Below are 15,384 nucleotides of genomic sequence, written 5' to 3' on the forward strand. Positions count from 1 at the left end.
TTACAACTTTTAGCCACCTTTTATTAATACTAACCTCGCCTTCACTATTAAGTTGTTTCTGGCACTACTTTTTTAAGTCCAAAGAATCACGACGAACAACTAAGATGAGACAATCCACCCACCTCAAAGAACTCAGGCGGTTTCAATCTATAGTATTTATCCTCCACGTCCTTCGACTGCTCTGCATATGGCTGTGTCATCACGTCCTGCAGTTCTCGAATTAGAGCGTAATTTCCCGCAGTTGCTTGCTGATAAGCAGGCATAACAAACCACTCTCGCAAAATGTATTTTGGGTTGACGAGCTTCATCTGCCTAGAGATTTCCTCACTGGTTCGGGGCGACGTAGCATTCGCGTCACAGGCGCTGTTGAGGAGCGTTTTCCATTTTTCAAGCCACTCTGCCCAGCGCTTGTCCATCTCTTTGGACTCTATATCATGCGGCGAATTATTGTAGAAGCTTTTCTTGAGTGGGCCAATGTCACCGGGTATCGACGAGAGCTCGCGGAAGAAGATCGTGTAATCGACAGGAGTTTGCATCATGAGTGTTTCTAGCTCGCTGAACAGTACGTTGCAAAGTGCCTTGTGAGACGCTGTGTTCAAAGTACTAAGACCCAGCTTGGCAGCCCACATCTTTTCCATTTTCGTGTGCATTACTTTCGAAAATCCACTTTGAATCTCGTCGAGCTCTAGCAAATAGTCCTGATGCGACGCCAGTAATGGCCGTAACGCCGAACAAAACATGCCGAAGTTTCTTTGCGCTGAGTTTGGTTGGTTCATGAACGAAAAGTGACGACCACCACCCGTCCAAGGCTGATAATACGGGTTAAACACATCGCAAAAGCCAAAGGGACCATAATCAAGTGTAAAGCCACCGACTGCGCAATTGTCGCTGTTGAAGTTACCCTGACAGAAGCCGACGCGGATCCAATTCGCCACCAGCGACGTGAGGCGGCTACGAAACTCGCGCGCCAGTAATACCACTTTTTCTGGGGTGGTGAGTTGCCTATCGACAACGTCAGCGTACTCACGATCAATCAAGTGCAGCACAATCTTCTCGAGTTCTTCCATCGCTTTCAGGTGTTCGTTTTTACGGGTACGGCGAGCGAAAAGTTCGAGTTGGCCGACGCGGATGAACGACGGTGCGACACGTGTCGAGATGGCGACGGCTTCAGATATAAGCATGTCGGGATTTTCCGAGCGCGAGCCCTCCGAGTACCACGGTCTATTCACCGTCTCAGTTTTTGAAACGTACAAACTCAAAGACCGTGATGTGGGCACGCCCAGTGCGTGCATGTGCTCCTGAGCCAAGAACTCGCGGATACTAGACCGCAAGACAGCACGACCGTCCGCGCCGCGGCAATATGGCGTGCGGCCGCCACCTTTCAGCTGCATTTCCCAGCGTCGACCGTTGATGACGGCCTCAAGCACAGAAATTGCACGACCGTCGCCATATCCGTTGCCGGTTTGGAACGGGCACTGCTGGATGTATTCAGTACCGTAGATGGAAAGTGCGTACCCACTAGCCCAACCGACCTTGCGCATCGGCTCTGGAACCTGAGAAATGTCGCCGGAGAACATGCGGATGAACTCGGAGGACTCAGCCAGACTGTCGGCGAAGCCAAGCTCGGAAAAAAAGTTTTTGCTGTGCGCTACATACTCAGGGTCTTTGATTGGAGTAGGATTGACGGGGACATAATGGCCCGTAAAGACTTGTCGCGGCGCGTGGTCGGCACCGTTTTCTGTCGCATCAGGATCACAGTTGAGCGTGTCCATGAGGGAATAATTTGCCAACTTCGCAAGATCGTTAAGCGTTGATATAGTCGAGGAAGTTTTCTGAGGCAGTCGGTTTGTCATAGTTGTTTATACCAAGCTCGTAAAGATAAATTTTAATACTTTGTATCTTACCCCGTTATTTGTGCAGATACTTGTACTTGTTACATAGCGCCCTGCTAATAAGTGAACTAATGCAGATGGGCGAATTGCTCCGTAATTGGCATAACTACTGTGGTGAATCTTAATTCGCAGTTTGTTAGGTTACTTAAGGCGATAGAGCCCGCATTCATTTGCCCACGATTCTATTAAACTTGCGTCTTTTTCATTACGCAAATAGAAGATGTTTGTGTCATCCCAACTTTCGCATAACTTCCTTGGTAACTTAACGTCAAACTAACCATTGAGGGTTTCTGGCGCGATGTTTTGCATCTTTTTTGCAAAACGCGTGACTGTAAAACGAATATGCGTTCAGTTGCTTGTTAAGTAGCTGTTATGCCGGGAACAACTTGATACACCCTTACTTCTGTATCAGGTTTAATACAATATTTATAATCTTCCGGATAAAGTACGGCTTTATACAAATTTTCCCCTGCATACTGTTTCATCATCTCAAGTTCTAACCAGAAAGATACGAATGTGATTTCAATTTCACCTTCTAACTCTCGTCGTAAAACATGGTAACCAGTACAACCCTTTATAACTTGAGTATTTCTGAGAGGTAGTCGATAAATCCATTTGCTGTATTTTTAGGGCAAATGCACTTCCATTCTCGATGATACATACGCTTCCTTTGATTAAGCTATTTAACTGTTTGTTATACGGAATTCCGTATAACGTGAATCCAACTTTAATTTCATTCCCATTAACAATATCAAATTTTCCTTATATTACAATTGGATATACATACTTTCTAATAACATTTGAAACAAAGACTATTTGGCAGTATAAATCATCAATATTTCGTGAAAACAAGATAAAGCCAATGATACCTGTATATAAAACTAGGTTTACGATTGTGCAACAAAATTTATCCATAAAAAAATATATGGCAAATTAATGTGAGGATATCGAGTATGAGCGGCAAATCCGCCACCCAACTGTCATGAACAAAATATAACTGAGTCACTACTCTAAGCTACTTTGGGGCATCTTCAATCTCAATGCCCAAGTATCGAATTGTGTCCACTTTCGTATGACCTAAAAGCAACTGTACAGCCCGTATGTTTTTAGTGCGGGCATATATCAACGTAGCTTTGGTTCGTCTCATCGAATGCGTGCCATATAAGTTATCATCCAGCCCTAAGCTTAACGCCCACGACTTGATAATCTTTGAGTAGTAAGAATAACTAATCGGTTGGCCTATTCTGCGAAGACTGGGAAATAGGTAGCTCTCAATTCCCAGTTTTGCCGAAAAGATCCACCTACTGATACTTTGCTGACTTCTAGGTGTTATTTCAAATTGAACGTAATTACCTGTTTTACTTTGATTAAGTTGTACTCGTGGGTGAACGATACCTTGGGAATAAACATCTCCAACTTTCATTCTAAGTAAGTCACATGAACGCAGTTTGCTATCTATAGCCAAGTTTAAGAGAGCTAGTTGCATTTGATTATCATTAATTTGGAGTCTGGTTCGAATACCCCAAATTTCTTCTAGTCTAAATGGCTTAGAGCTCGAGCTTTAAAGGATGTAGTTCGCATTACAGATTTAATATCTAAAATAACCAAAGCTTATTTTAGTGTTTGTCGCCAATGGAAATACCTGATGTCATAAAGCTCACTCGCCAGCCAATACTTACAGCACTATCATACTCATACTAATTAATACTAATTAATTTATGAGGCTTTTATGTTCCGATATCTTCTTTGTAGTTTTACGCTTGTACTACTTTATCCCACTGCCATCGATCTTTATCTTGTTGGTCTGCCACAAATTGCAGCAGACCTTCAGGCAACAGAATCCCAACTTCATTTTGCTTTTTCTATCTATTTGATAGGTATGGCTACTACAATGCTTATTGCTGGGAAAGTGGCCGACTCAATAGGCCGTAAACCTGTTGCTATTACTGGTGCCGCAATCTTTGCAGTATCATCTATATTTGGTGGAATGGCTGAACATAGTACGCCGTTTCTTATTGCTAGATTCATTCAGGGGATTGGCGCTGGTAGCTGTTACGTGGTTGCCTTTGCAATTATTCGGGATACTTTGGATGATATACAGCGCGCTAAAGTTCTTTCTATGCTCAATGGTATCACCTGTGTTATCCCTGTTATTGCGCCCGTGATTGGTTACCTTATAATGCTTAAATTTCCATGGTCAAGTCTGTTTATTATGATGGCTGTTATGGGCGGTGTGGTCTGTCTATTATCTTTACTGGTACTCAAAGAGACTAAGCCAAACAAGTGGGTTGTAATTCATGACATTCATTCAGACCGTCACGCTGCACAAGAATCATTCTTTGAACGTTTTTTTATCAGCCGTCTGATTATTACTTCGTTGGGTGTTATGACCATTTTAACTTATGTTAACGTGTCTCCTTTATTAATAATGGGAGAGATGGGTTTTGATAGAAGCGAGTATTCTACCATTGTAGCCGGCACTGCTTTAGTCAGTATGATCACCTCGTTCTCCGCACCTTTTGCTTTATCAATATTTAAAGAACGCACCCTACTACTGGCATCACAAATTTTGTTTGCACTCTCTGCTGTGGTTATAACATTCACGCTTATCTCTAATTTTTATAATCAATTGTATCTGCTAAGTTTTGTACTGATATGTGCGGGTTTTGCCATTGGCTTTGGTGTATCCATGAGTCAAGCTCTTAGCCCATATTCTGCGCGCGCAGGAATGGCGAGTTCGTTGCTTGGTATTACCCAAGTGTCCAGCTCTGCATTGTACATCTGGTTAATGGGTGCTCTTGGCGTAAATGCACTGAATATGCTACTTACAACCTTGATTATAGGTAGCGTAATTAGCCTTGCTCTAATACTATTGATACCTAAACATTCTCACGGTCATAAATATGAAAAGATCACTAGCCCAGCTTGATTTTAATTTGCTGTATACACTACAACTATTATCTAAAGAACATAGTGTGTCGAGAACTGCAAAAAAGTTGAATGTCACGCCATCTACCGTGAGCAAGTCGTTGAGAAAATTACGTGATTGGTTTGATGATCCTTTGTTTGTTAAAACCCCGAAGGGGTTAGCACCAACCCCTTTCACACAGAGCATGGAACAAGATCTTTCAGATTGGCTACAGATAAGTCGCCAACTTCTGGAAAAACATAGTGGTGACTCGCCAAAAGGGATTCAATTTGATTTAGCTATTGAATCTCCGCTTCTGCTAACCATACTGAATGGACTAGTCCAGAAAATTCAGCAACATTATACAGACGCAAAAATAAAAACGCATAACTGGGATTACGACTCTTTAGAATCAATTATCCGTGGCGAAACTGATATTGGACTCACGGGAAGAGAAAGCCACCCGCGCTCTAAAGAGTCACTACATCTACTTCCTTACTTTATTGACTTTGAAATTCTTTTTTATGATCTTCCTGTTGTATATTTGCGTAAAGATCATCCTGCCTTACAAGAGGAATGGAACCTCGATACCTTCCTCAAATACCCACATATCAATATCGTTTGGGAGAAGTGTGAAGCTTGGGCGTTAGATGAAATACTAAGTGAACAGGGATTGAAGCGAAATATCACGCTTACTATGGCTAGCTTTGAGCAATCATTATTCATGTCGGCTCAACCAAACCAAAATATGATCACGACTGCACCTGCATATTGTCAACATTATACCAAGCAGCAACATCCAGATTTGTTGTGTTTACCCATCCCTGTAGACAAGGTTTATCATGATAAACTGTTAATTCCCTTCACGTTGATTTGGCATAAACGCAACGCTCACAATCCGAAGTTACTGTGGCTGAAGGAAACTATTAAATCACTGTATTGCATTCACTAATAAGAATATCGAGTTAGCTCGGCCATGTGATTACCGAGGGAGTGTGACAGAGTAATTACCGTGGGACTTTGTCATTTACACTGTTAAGTTTAGTCCACCCCCTCATTTTACTATGTTGCTTTCGCTAATGCTCCTGCACGTTCGATCCGTAACACCTTAGTATTCAGTTTTTCTCTTACCCAGATATTTCTAATTGTCGAGTGACTGATTGATATATTGTGTCTTTTCATCATTTCACTGCTGATAGGGATTTGGGTCAGGTGAGGTTTTTCTAATGTTAGCTCGATGACTTTATCTTCAACATCTTGGTCTAGGGATACCATACATCCGTTTCAGTGCCAAAGGCCCCTGAGCTTCAAGCAGGCGTCGATTATTGTAAATGCTTTCCCTTGAGCAACCGCTGATTCGAGCTGCTTCAGATAGGTTGCCAAGCTCTTCAGCAAGCTTGATGGTATCAAGCTTCCTCTGTACTTCCTCTCCATATTCCGTGAGTTTGCATGGTTCCTTGATTTCAGCGATGGTGAGCTTAAGATCGGCAAAATAAGCGGCAAAGCCGCCACCCAACTGTTTCCGTATTTCTACTTTATGGCTCACGATTGAATGCCTTAAGGGGGAATCTATTATGTACATGGTGTTGTTGTAACTGAAGGTATGATCACGACGGATTTTTCTGTATTCCTTCTGAACGCAGACAGCATCAAGGTTGATGTACGCTGGGACTGGTCTAAATTCCGAATGGATATTCTTTGCATGGACAGTGAGTTGTTTCAACCAATAATCTGGAATAAATGTATTTTGCAGATAATGATTAGCGCTGTCCATGTCCGTTATTTCTGCCAGGCGGAGCTCTGGCACCAAGCGATCTTGAAAGGTATCGAATGCACGTTCAACCCGACCTTTACCTTGAGGCGAGTTGGCAAAGATGATCTCGATCCCGAGCTCTTCACATGCCCTTTGCATTTGTGAGAAGTTACAACGCTTCGGCCCACCAAAGATGCCTGCTCTATCAACGTAAAGCGTCTTAAACAGCCCTCGCTTCTCGATATAAGCCTTCATTACTTTCATGCAGCCATCGGTAGTCTCGGACGGAAAAAACTCAGCATGGATATCACTGGTTGCATCGTCGATAATGGCGATCAAGCAAGACTTATTCTGACCGAACCACAGGTGTGGACTACCATCCATTTGCAGCATTAATCCCGATGATTCCATACGTTCACGCCTTCTTCTCACTTTTGAACGACGATGCTTAGCCCGTTTCACATGGTGAATAGCATGAGCCCAAGAGCGAAGCGTTTCACGCTTCACTTGAATTCCTTCTCTCACCCTTAAGATATCAATGAGGTGCAACATGTTGAAATCATAATATTTATCTTTAATAAGTGACTGAACTTGTCTTTTTAATGAGTCGGGGATCTTGTTGGTTGGCGTTTTACCAGTATTGCCATGGACAACAAAACGAATGCCATTTTTTTTATATCGACGGAGATAACGTTCAATGGTTCGACTGGACTTATTGAGTAATTTTGAGGCATTAAGAATGCTAATTTTACCTTCAGCAACCTTAGTAATCACATCAACAATGAGCTGGGATTGGGAATTCATCACGATCATCCTTAGTAACCTCTGAAAAGTACACGGTGATACTCAGAGGATTACTTAAAAATTCGATCCGTCAATTTCCCTTGGTAATTATAAAAACGACAGAGTCGCTTGGTAGTTATGGTACGACAGAGTCCCTTGGTGTTCACAAGTTCACATAGCTCAGCCCTAAGCCATAGCTGGACAGGAATGGCTTAGAGTTGAAACTTTAAATGGTATATAGCGTTACAGAAAGTACTGGTAAATGAGATTAACGCCGCATTAAGCGGACTAAAATAGTGAGTTATACTGTGTAGCGATGCGGAGCGTAACCCACTGTTTTAGTTCCGTTTAAATGCCTTGTTATGTGTTATTTTTGAGTTTCATAAGCTAAAACTGCACTTTTAAGTTGCTGGATGTCTGACGAACATAAGTACCTTTTAAGTGCCTCAAATTTTTCCACAGGCCAATCATAAACTCTTAACTGCAACAGCTCATTAACGACAGATGGCTTAAAACGATGTTTAACTAATTTAGCAGGAGAGCCACCAACAACACTGTATGGAGCAACATCCTTAGTAACAACGCTATTAGCAGCTACAATAGCACCTTCTCCAATCGACACACCTGGCATAATCATAGCCCTCATCCCTAGCCATGAGCCATCACCAATACGAGTGTCGCCTTTACCAATATAAGCTTCTTCTATATAGTCCATAAACGGATATAAACAGAACCAATCCCCTCTATGAGTATGATTACCTCCCATTAAAATAACTACTTCCGCACCTATGCAGACGTAATCGCCGATATGGAGCTTGTCTATTTCCCACCGAGGCTCCCACTTTCGACTAACTTCATCACCGTGTAGATACCGAACAACTGAGTCCTCGAAACCATTGTCCCAACAATCACTGTAGTAGCTATGCTCACCCTTTATAAAAATATTTGGATTTGTTACTACCTCATGTAGCAACTGAAATTTTGACCAATGTTTATTCTGCATACTAACCTCAAAAAAATGTTAAAAAATATAATTTATTAATTAAACATTGTGCTCGTCAGTGGATTCGTGGCTGCTTTAATAAAGGGATAAGTCGCATAAGTACTCTCTTGATATGAGGGAGTCGATGATAACACATAACATTTGTATAGTAGGACGTCTCGAATCCCCAAATCCGTTCACCATTTAAATGGCATTTAATCCATTGAAAATAATAATTATCTCAGGAATTGTTTTATTGTCTGTTTCTGACAAATCGAGACGTCCTGTAAATTATTTTTTAAGTCTTGTAAGTTATCAATAAGACTATCTATGCAACTGATTATATTGGCATTAATTTCCACTAGCAAGATAAACGTGATTGTCTTCTGGCAATTCGAGACTGCGTTCACCAAAATGCCAATAATACTGTATAAAATCATCATATCTAACCATTTAACTATGCATAAATAAGAGCAATTCAGTTGGTAAATTTTGCATGATAAAATCTATGGAAAATCGATATGAACATATTGCAATTGAGCAACTGCTCTAACGCGAAATGGGGCAAATTCGGCTTAGCGTTATTACACTAAACCCAAGGTAGACAGGTATGAGTTAACCGGATTATCTCTCCCTTTATGGGGGCCAAAAGTTTCAATCATTAATGTGTTAGTTTCACGCTTTATTGTTCAATTCTAAACTTTAATGTTTAACGACAACTACAAATGGGGAAATTGATATATCTATATAGTTAAAGTGAAATTTAAAGTATGACAGGGTTGAATAGATTGAGCGCATTTCGTCATACTTTCGAGAGCTCGTATGGTATTAGTATGACAAAGTACTTTCTACCTCGCAGGCGACGGATTTAAAGGGCTGTCATAGTTTCCGTCACATACCGTTACGAACACTACCGAGACTGTTTTACTTTGATTAAGTTGTACTTGTGGGTGAACGATACCTTGGGAGTAAACATCTCGAACTTTCATTCTAAGTAAGTCACATGAACGCAGTTTGCTATCTATAGCCAAGTTTAATAGAGCTAGTTGCATCGGGTTATCATTAATTTGGAGCCTGGTTCGAATGCCCCAAATTTCTTCTAGTCTAAATGGGTTAGAGATTAAACTCAACAAGCTAGATTCGCATTACAGGATCTAATAAATGAAATTCATCTATGTTGAATATTAAAGACTCAGCATTATTTGTTATTGCTATATTAAGGTTATTTTAATAACTTTAAATTGTTACGTATATGTAAAAGTGCTTGTTTTAACTATCTTTGGAATAAAAATCCCAATTTAAATGCAATTAAAGTGAATGATTATTTATTAAGCTACTGGCGGTGTCACGTGCATTAGTAAAACTAATGCATCATGGTATTTTTTATCATTGTTACATGGTTATTTCATCCGCTATTATATTCACCAGATAAGCATATAAACATTACCCAGTTAAAACATAAATTATTAAATTCAGGTAGAGGCTAATATGGCACACGCAGCGCACTTCAATATGATTCCACAAGATTTGGCTTTAGATAAAAAAGCTTATGCTGTTTCTATCAAAGGACTGATTAAACACACGAAAGACATTTTATTTAGTGATAAAAAAGAAACATCATTAGATATTCAATTAAGAGGGTTATCACCGCATATCCTACGTGATATCGGCATGATGTGATAATTGACATTCATCTTTAAAACGCCAGCATTTGCTGGCGTTTTTGTTTCTAATATTAATAAATATTCACCACCAGAGAGTAGATTTTTACCTATTGTCGTATCGACAAAATAATATATTTTCGTCATTTTTGTGAATTCAAATTATACCTGAATGTAATCACAGTATTTATCAATAAGAAAATATATAGAAAATTAATGTGAGGATTTCGAGTATGATTAACTGCTCTAAGCCATTTTGGGGCAAATTTGGCTTAGACGGTTTGCATTATAGAAAGTATGGTTGAATTCCCATACGCACTTGTTGTATGCGACCCTACCACTTTAAATTTAGATAGTAAGCTCGCTCAGCTCCACTATCGGGATGCGGATCTTCAGTTTTTTTCCAGCCCATTGTTTTATACAAACTTGTAGCTGCTTCCATTTTATCTTTATCGGCTATTAGCCAGTAAGTGCGTTTTTAAAGTCGGCATTAAATCTGTGATCAAATTAATAACCTTTTCATTAGATTGATTTAATAAAACCCAACCATCAGTTCCCATCACTTCAATTGAATGAATATCAATTCTAAGTGATTCTAGACTTTCTTTACTCCACAAACCTGAAATACGGAAAATACCAAAATCGGTATTAATGCGGCTGATACTAAATTCGTTCACAAAACCTCCGATAAACATAACACCCAAAAGGGGCGAGTAAAAGTTGACTAACATGTGTAGCGAAGCGAAATCGAGCCTGCGTTCATACACTGCCATTATGTTGGTGTCTTATTAGAGTATTGAGTATTAATAAAGTCCGCTTCTTTCATTTTGTTATATAAGTCGATCTGTTAATTTGCTTTTCCAGGCTGAACTTCGATTAATATAACAAAGTTTAATTTCTTTATTAATTCCGGTATCTCATAAGTGAGTAAATAACATGGTTTTGTTACGTGTGTTTTATCTCATATGTCTCGACTTTAGATAAAATACCGTCTCGGTTTTTCTTATGTTTAGACCCGGAATAATGCATTCCATTCTTTATCATTACTCGCCCAGAAGCTGGGTTACTTGCTAAATGTTCGGCGTATAGAGAAGTTATCCCCATAACGCTAAAAGAATACGCTATTAGCGCCTCAGCAGCTTCAGAACAGTATCCGTTACCCCAGTAAGGATGCCCAAACCAATAACCTAGCTCTGCATCAGTTTCGTTAATCTCGACGAGACTCATTGTACCAAATAATTGATCAGTATCTTTTTCTATAACTGCGTATATTAAACCAGTTCTTTCTTGCCATTTATTTTTATGGGTTGAGATCCATTCTCGAGCCATGTCGATTGTATAAGGGTGTGGAATATTGAGTGTTGGATCGGATACTCTCGAATCACCAGCCAAATTTTTAACTTGATTCGCATCTGAATATTTATACGGGCGTAGGATTAATCTCTTTGTTTCTAGAAGTAATTGTTCCATATATATCCTTATTTAATGTCTTGTTATGTTTCTTTAAACCAACCACAGTCCATGCATTTTTTACCATGTTTATAAAAAAACAAAGGGAACCCTAACAGTATAAATAATAGGAATGCAGGCTTTTTACCTTTAGTGTAATTTATAACATTACCACTACTACATTGAGCGCATTGTTCGGGCTTTTCTTTAAAAGCTAAATTTACATCCTCAGAGAAATTCATGTCTAATATGGCTTTTGCTTCAGTTTCAAATTCCTCAGGGACAAATAGCCTCACTCCTCCAATAGCATTGGAATAAAGCCATTGCATATTAACTGTGTGTTCATCCGCAATATGAGCAGGAATCCCCTCACTTTCTAAACTAGCTTTAGCTATATTTGCGTCTAAAGGAAATGAATATTTAGACACTACAACAAATTTACTCATACCCCTCCTAGAAACATAACAGTTTTCATACGGAATTTACTCCTGTACATACAACTAGATTAGCGTTTCATTCACGTAGTGTAAACGGCGTCAATGTAAGAAAGTGTAATAACGATGTTGGGTGGAAGGCGTAACCTAATCCCTGCCCTGCTTTCTTAATTGCGAACCAACAGGACAGGTCACGCATAGTATCAATAATTAACGCTTCTCTTTAAAGCTATTAACTGCTGTTGATACACTTTCAGCACCTTCATAAATTTCATTCATAATAGAAGATACTTCTGTTATTTTTAAATTAGTCTCATCTGCTACAGAACCAATTTTAGTCATAGAGTCAGTCACGTCATTCGTCAATATAAGATTCTTACTTACAACTAAATTGATTTCTTCAGTTGATGCTGACGTGCGAGAGGCCAGTTGGCGGACCTCATCAGCAACAACAGCAAAACCACGCCCTTGCTCACCCGCTCTTGCCGCTTCAATAGCAGCATTAAGCGCGAGTAGGTTCGTTTGTGCTGCAATCCCACTAATAGTTTTAACTATTTCAGACACATCTTTAGATAAAACCCCCAGCTCTTCTACTTGTTGTATTGATAAGTTGATGCTTCCCAACATCTTATTAGAAAGCTCAACGGAATCATGAAGAACTTTGCTTCCTTCAAGCGCTACTTGAGATGTTTCGACTGCAGTACTATATGCAATGTTTGCAGCATCTGATATTTCTAACTCTCTCATCACGTCTGAAGTTATATTTGATGCAAGTTTTACTACTTTATATACTTTGCCATTCGCATCGAAAACAGGGCTATAGGATGCTTGGATCCATACCTCTTTCCCATTTACATCTTTTCGTAAGAAGCGTCCAGAAAAGGTATGGCCATTGGACAGTTTTTTCCAAAAGTCTGGTTGTTCTTGGTAAAAGCTATCGAAGCAAAATATGCGATGATGCAAACCTTTTACTTGATCTAATTTGTATGAAAAAGTATCCAAAAAAAGTGTATTTGCATCTATCACTGTTCCGTTCGGTTCGAACTCAATAACAGCAAAACTACAATGAAGTGCCGTAATTAAATCCTTTTGAGTCTGTGCTTGGTTATATTGAATAGTGATATCATTGGCTATTTTCATTACCCCATCCACAATTCCCTCTTTGAAAATGGGAAAGTAGGTAGCTTCAATAACAACTTCATCTCCCGATTTTTTGTAGCGCTTGAACGTTCCAGACAGGGCCTTACCACGAGAAAGATCATTCCAAAAGTCTTTATATTCATGACTAATGCTAAATTCTCGACTACAAAAAATACGGTGATGCTCACCTTCAATCTCATGAAGGCTATACCCTAACGCTTTTAGAAAAAGTGGGCTAGCCGTTTTTATGTTACCCTTTTTATCAAATTCAATCGCTGCTACTGAATTATTAATAGAATCGACAATATTATCGTTATAAGTAGGCTTCGGTATTGCAGGTGACTTTCTCTTAAAAAACATTCTATCTCTCAAGTTATTATCTATATATAAATTCTGACCAGTATAGCGACTATAGGATAAATTAAAATCGACTGCTTAAGCTCCCTTACACCTGCTTACATATGCTTACAGCTATATTCAATAGATAAGATTTTCTAGTATAGAAATAAACTAATCGGCCACGAGGGAAAGGCAGGTGTAAGTGGACAAGTCCCTGTGGTGTTAGCTTTTGAAGGTAAATATGGTGGACACTCTATTGATTCATACAACCGAGAGTTAGAACTTATGTGGGCTGGTGTAATACCGAAAAGCAAGGATGGAGCTTGGGTTGCTAGCATGGATAGTTATTGGTTTAAGAAAATGGCCGACTCAAAAGTAGAATAAGTTTTTTGGTTATTTAACCATTATATTTTAGGAGGGAGTAATGAGAGGGAAACCCTCCCATTACTTTATTAATCATAGCTTTGGCTCTACACATAATCATATATAACGAATATTCCTTTGAAGTACTGCAGATATTGGAACGCTATGTTTTTCGTAAGATAAAATAACTTCCTCTTGATACCGGGGATTTTGAAAATATAACATTAAGCTATTTTTCTTTTTCTTGATAAACCAAGACCGACTAAACCAAGACCCAATAATGTAACTGAAATGGGTGCAGGAACTATTACTGGAGGACCAGTAAACTGGATAAATAAATCCCCATCAATAGCACTGAAAATAGGGTTATTTGCAGCTGTATTGTTCGCAATTGTTGATGATTCAAATCGTAACGTAAAGCTGTCTGTATTAGCAAAATTTAATAACACAGCGCCTGTTGTATCAGTTTCACTAAAGTTAGTACCCGGACCTTCAAAGAGAATACTCGCTCCCATATCAGTAGCGACTAAACTTGCCGGGTTAGTACCCGTGATATAAGACATTAAGCCATCAGCTTTAAATACCCGTAAGTTTTCCGTTTGCTGTGGCTCACCATCCACATCATAAGCAATAATATTTAATTCATCGGCTGTTATTGGATTTGTAAAAGTATTAGATAGGGCACCAGTACCATCAAATAATTCGAAAACAAATTCTAGTCCACCAGTTACTGCTTGACCGATCGGTATTGAAGAATCCCTACGATAAAGAAAACCATGATCCCCATTTGGCTCAGCACCGCTTGTATTCGCATAATTTGGTGCCTGCCAATCAGGCACATAACCACCAAAGACGGTAGCTGTAACCCTAGCATCAATCGTGCTACCCCCACTCATACCGACATTTGTATAGCGAACAACCCCATCTGTTGTTGCCGCATGAGAGGTATCCCAATAAATATTCGTATCAAACGTTACGTTATATGGGTTTGAAAAATCAAGATCAATTGGCACTGCATAAGCAGATGTGGTTACAAGCATAGTACTCGCTAGTAATGATTTACAGAGTATATTTTTCATTTCACGCTCCTAGGTAAATTCCGCTTCCTATATCCACGCCACGTAAAGGTAATGGGTATAATTGCGGTTGGCTATTACCATAAAGCAAGTAGTGTGCCCATTTTTTTTTGTTAAATTAAACAATGCATTAGATTTATCATATGTTTTTTCCTATCTAAATATTTATTAATTGTAAATTTTATCGACGACTCTGTTTGAATACTTAATTTGTTATTATCAGGTTGAAAATCCCCCACCCACACCACTGCTATCCTCGACTGTATCTTGTGCTGTTATATCAAGACATATCTTTTAGATAAGCAAGGTTACTGCTATTTTAGATACAGAAAAACCCCGTTGGCAGGGGGCCAACGGGGTTTCTTTGTGTTTACTATATTCTTATTATTTGATGAAAAGCCCTGTACTTCGGATCTCTTGTGCTTCACGCCAACCACCTAACCACTGACCTCGCGAATCTGCGCTTTGAAATGGACAAACTTCATTCGACCTACCCGCTGTTCCTGCTTGATAACCTTTCGAATATGCTCTTTCCAAACGATCTCGTTTCTGTCTCTTCATTCTAGATTCCTCAAAAAATGTTTAACTTAAACTTGAGACTTTC

General features: G+C 39.4%; 12 protein-coding genes and 2 pseudogenes. 3 read left to right on the top strand and 11 right to left on the bottom strand.

Annotated elements, in window-relative coordinates:
• Positions 1–86: 86 nt before the first annotated feature.
• Positions 87–1,853, bottom strand: coding sequence for a YdiU family protein (locus tag AKG98_RS18060; protein ID WP_067049183.1), 1,767 nt, complete (start codon positions 1,851–1,853; stop codon positions 87–89).
• A gap of 1,054 nt (positions 1,854–2,907) precedes the next feature.
• The gene (locus AKG98_RS18065; RefSeq protein ID WP_067049186.1) at positions 2,908–3,420 is read right to left on the bottom strand and encodes a tyrosine-type recombinase/integrase; all 513 of its coding nucleotides are present in this window, start codon (positions 3,418–3,420) and stop codon (positions 2,908–2,910) included.
• Positions 3,421–3,621: 201 nt separating this feature from the next.
• On the opposite strand from AKG98_RS18065, the gene AKG98_RS18070 reads away from it, so the two are divergent.
• Both AKG98_RS18070 and yidZ read left to right on the top strand, forming a co-directional pair.
• Positions 3,622–4,821 carry an MFS transporter gene (locus tag AKG98_RS18070; RefSeq protein ID WP_067049188.1) on the top strand — a complete coding sequence of 400 codons (1,200 nt, stop codon included), beginning with the start codon at positions 3,622–3,624 and terminating at the stop codon, positions 4,819–4,821.
• Positions 4,796–5,752 (top strand): HTH-type transcriptional regulator YidZ, encoded by a 957-nt coding sequence (yidZ, locus tag AKG98_RS18075; protein ID WP_067049190.1) that lies wholly within the window; start codon positions 4,796–4,798, stop codon positions 5,750–5,752. Before AKG98_RS18070 ends, yidZ begins: the two co-directional genes overlap by 26 nt.
• Before the next feature lie 110 nt (positions 5,753–5,862).
• On the opposite strand, the pseudogene AKG98_RS18080 reads toward yidZ, so the two are convergent.
• From AKG98_RS18080 to AKG98_RS22760, 3 genes and pseudogenes are all read right to left on the bottom strand, one after another.
• Positions 5,863–7,366: pseudogene (locus tag AKG98_RS18080) on the bottom strand (ISNCY family transposase).
• 337 nt (positions 7,367–7,703) lie between these two features.
• On the bottom strand, positions 7,704–8,339 hold the full coding sequence (locus tag AKG98_RS18085; protein ID WP_067049192.1) for a CatB-related O-acetyltransferase: 636 nt from the start codon (positions 8,337–8,339) through the stop codon (positions 7,704–7,706).
• Between the two features lie 899 nt (positions 8,340–9,238).
• Positions 9,239–9,451 (bottom strand): annotated as a pseudogene (locus AKG98_RS22760) (integrase); the annotation flags it as partial.
• A 355-nt stretch (positions 9,452–9,806) separates the two neighbouring features.
• Here AKG98_RS22760 and AKG98_RS18095 point away from each other — a divergent pair.
• Positions 9,807–9,998: a hypothetical protein gene (locus AKG98_RS18095; protein ID WP_067049197.1), complete on the top strand. Its 192-nt coding sequence runs from the start codon at positions 9,807–9,809 to the stop codon at positions 9,996–9,998.
• 430 nt (positions 9,999–10,428) lie between these two features.
• Here the strand turns inward: AKG98_RS18095 and AKG98_RS18100 are convergent, their stop codons facing one another.
• From AKG98_RS18100 to rmf, 6 genes are all read right to left on the bottom strand, one after another.
• The gene (locus AKG98_RS18100) at positions 10,429–10,656 is read right to left on the bottom strand and encodes a hypothetical protein (protein WP_157534163.1); all 228 of its coding nucleotides are present in this window, start codon (positions 10,654–10,656) and stop codon (positions 10,429–10,431) included.
• A gap of 268 nt (positions 10,657–10,924) precedes the next feature.
• On the bottom strand, positions 10,925–11,449 hold the full coding sequence (locus tag AKG98_RS18105; RefSeq protein ID WP_067049200.1) for a GNAT family N-acetyltransferase: 525 nt from the start codon (positions 11,447–11,449) through the stop codon (positions 10,925–10,927).
• Between the two features lie 23 nt (positions 11,450–11,472).
• Complete coding sequence (locus AKG98_RS18110; protein ID WP_067049202.1) at positions 11,473–11,874, bottom strand: DUF2007 domain-containing protein; 402 nt, start codon at positions 11,872–11,874, stop codon at positions 11,473–11,475.
• Between the two features lie 198 nt (positions 11,875–12,072).
• The gene (locus AKG98_RS23045; protein ID WP_067049204.1) at positions 12,073–13,362 is read right to left on the bottom strand and encodes a PAS domain-containing methyl-accepting chemotaxis protein; all 1,290 of its coding nucleotides are present in this window, start codon (positions 13,360–13,362) and stop codon (positions 12,073–12,075) included.
• 566 nt (positions 13,363–13,928) lie between these two features.
• A complete protein-coding gene (locus AKG98_RS22535; RefSeq protein WP_067049205.1) occupies positions 13,929–14,783 on the bottom strand; it encodes a hypothetical protein in 855 nt (284 codons plus the stop codon).
• A 381-nt stretch (positions 14,784–15,164) separates the two neighbouring features.
• Positions 15,165–15,341, bottom strand: coding sequence for a ribosome modulation factor (gene rmf, locus AKG98_RS18125; protein WP_067049208.1), 177 nt, complete (start codon positions 15,339–15,341; stop codon positions 15,165–15,167).
• Positions 15,342–15,384 lie beyond the last annotated feature (43 nt).

The sequence above is a fragment of the Moritella sp. JT01 genome, assembly GCF_001574435.1.
Classification (GTDB): Bacteria; Pseudomonadota; Gammaproteobacteria; order Enterobacterales; family Moritellaceae; genus Moritella.

Bases quoted from the DNA above. Each gene is read 5' to 3' on its own strand.
- AKG98_RS18060 (WP_067049183.1), bottom strand. From the start codon at position 1,853: ATGACAAACCGACTGCCTCAGAAAACTTCCTCGACTATATCAACGCTT.
- AKG98_RS18070 (WP_067049188.1), top strand. From the start codon at position 3,622: ATGTTCCGATATCTTCTTTGTAGTTTTACGCTTGTACTACTTTATCCC.
- yidZ (WP_067049190.1), top strand. From the start codon at position 4,796: ATGAAAAGATCACTAGCCCAGCTTGATTTTAATTTGCTGTATACACTA.
- AKG98_RS18085 (WP_067049192.1), bottom strand. From the start codon at position 8,339: ATGCAGAATAAACATTGGTCAAAATTTCAGTTGCTACATGAGGTAGTA.
- AKG98_RS18095 (WP_067049197.1), top strand. From the start codon at position 9,807: ATGGCACACGCAGCGCACTTCAATATGATTCCACAAGATTTGGCTTTA.
- AKG98_RS18105 (WP_067049200.1), bottom strand. From the start codon at position 11,449: ATGGAACAATTACTTCTAGAAACAAAGAGATTAATCCTACGCCCGTAT.
- AKG98_RS18110 (WP_067049202.1), bottom strand. From the start codon at position 11,874: ATGAGTAAATTTGTTGTAGTGTCTAAATATTCATTTCCTTTAGACGCA.
- AKG98_RS23045 (WP_067049204.1), bottom strand. From the start codon at position 13,362: ATGTTTTTTAAGAGAAAGTCACCTGCAATACCGAAGCCTACTTATAAC.
- AKG98_RS22535 (WP_067049205.1), bottom strand. From the start codon at position 14,783: ATGAAAAATATACTCTGTAAATCATTACTAGCGAGTACTATGCTTGTA.
- rmf (WP_067049208.1), bottom strand. From the start codon at position 15,341: ATGAAGAGACAGAAACGAGATCGTTTGGAAAGAGCATATTCGAAAGGT.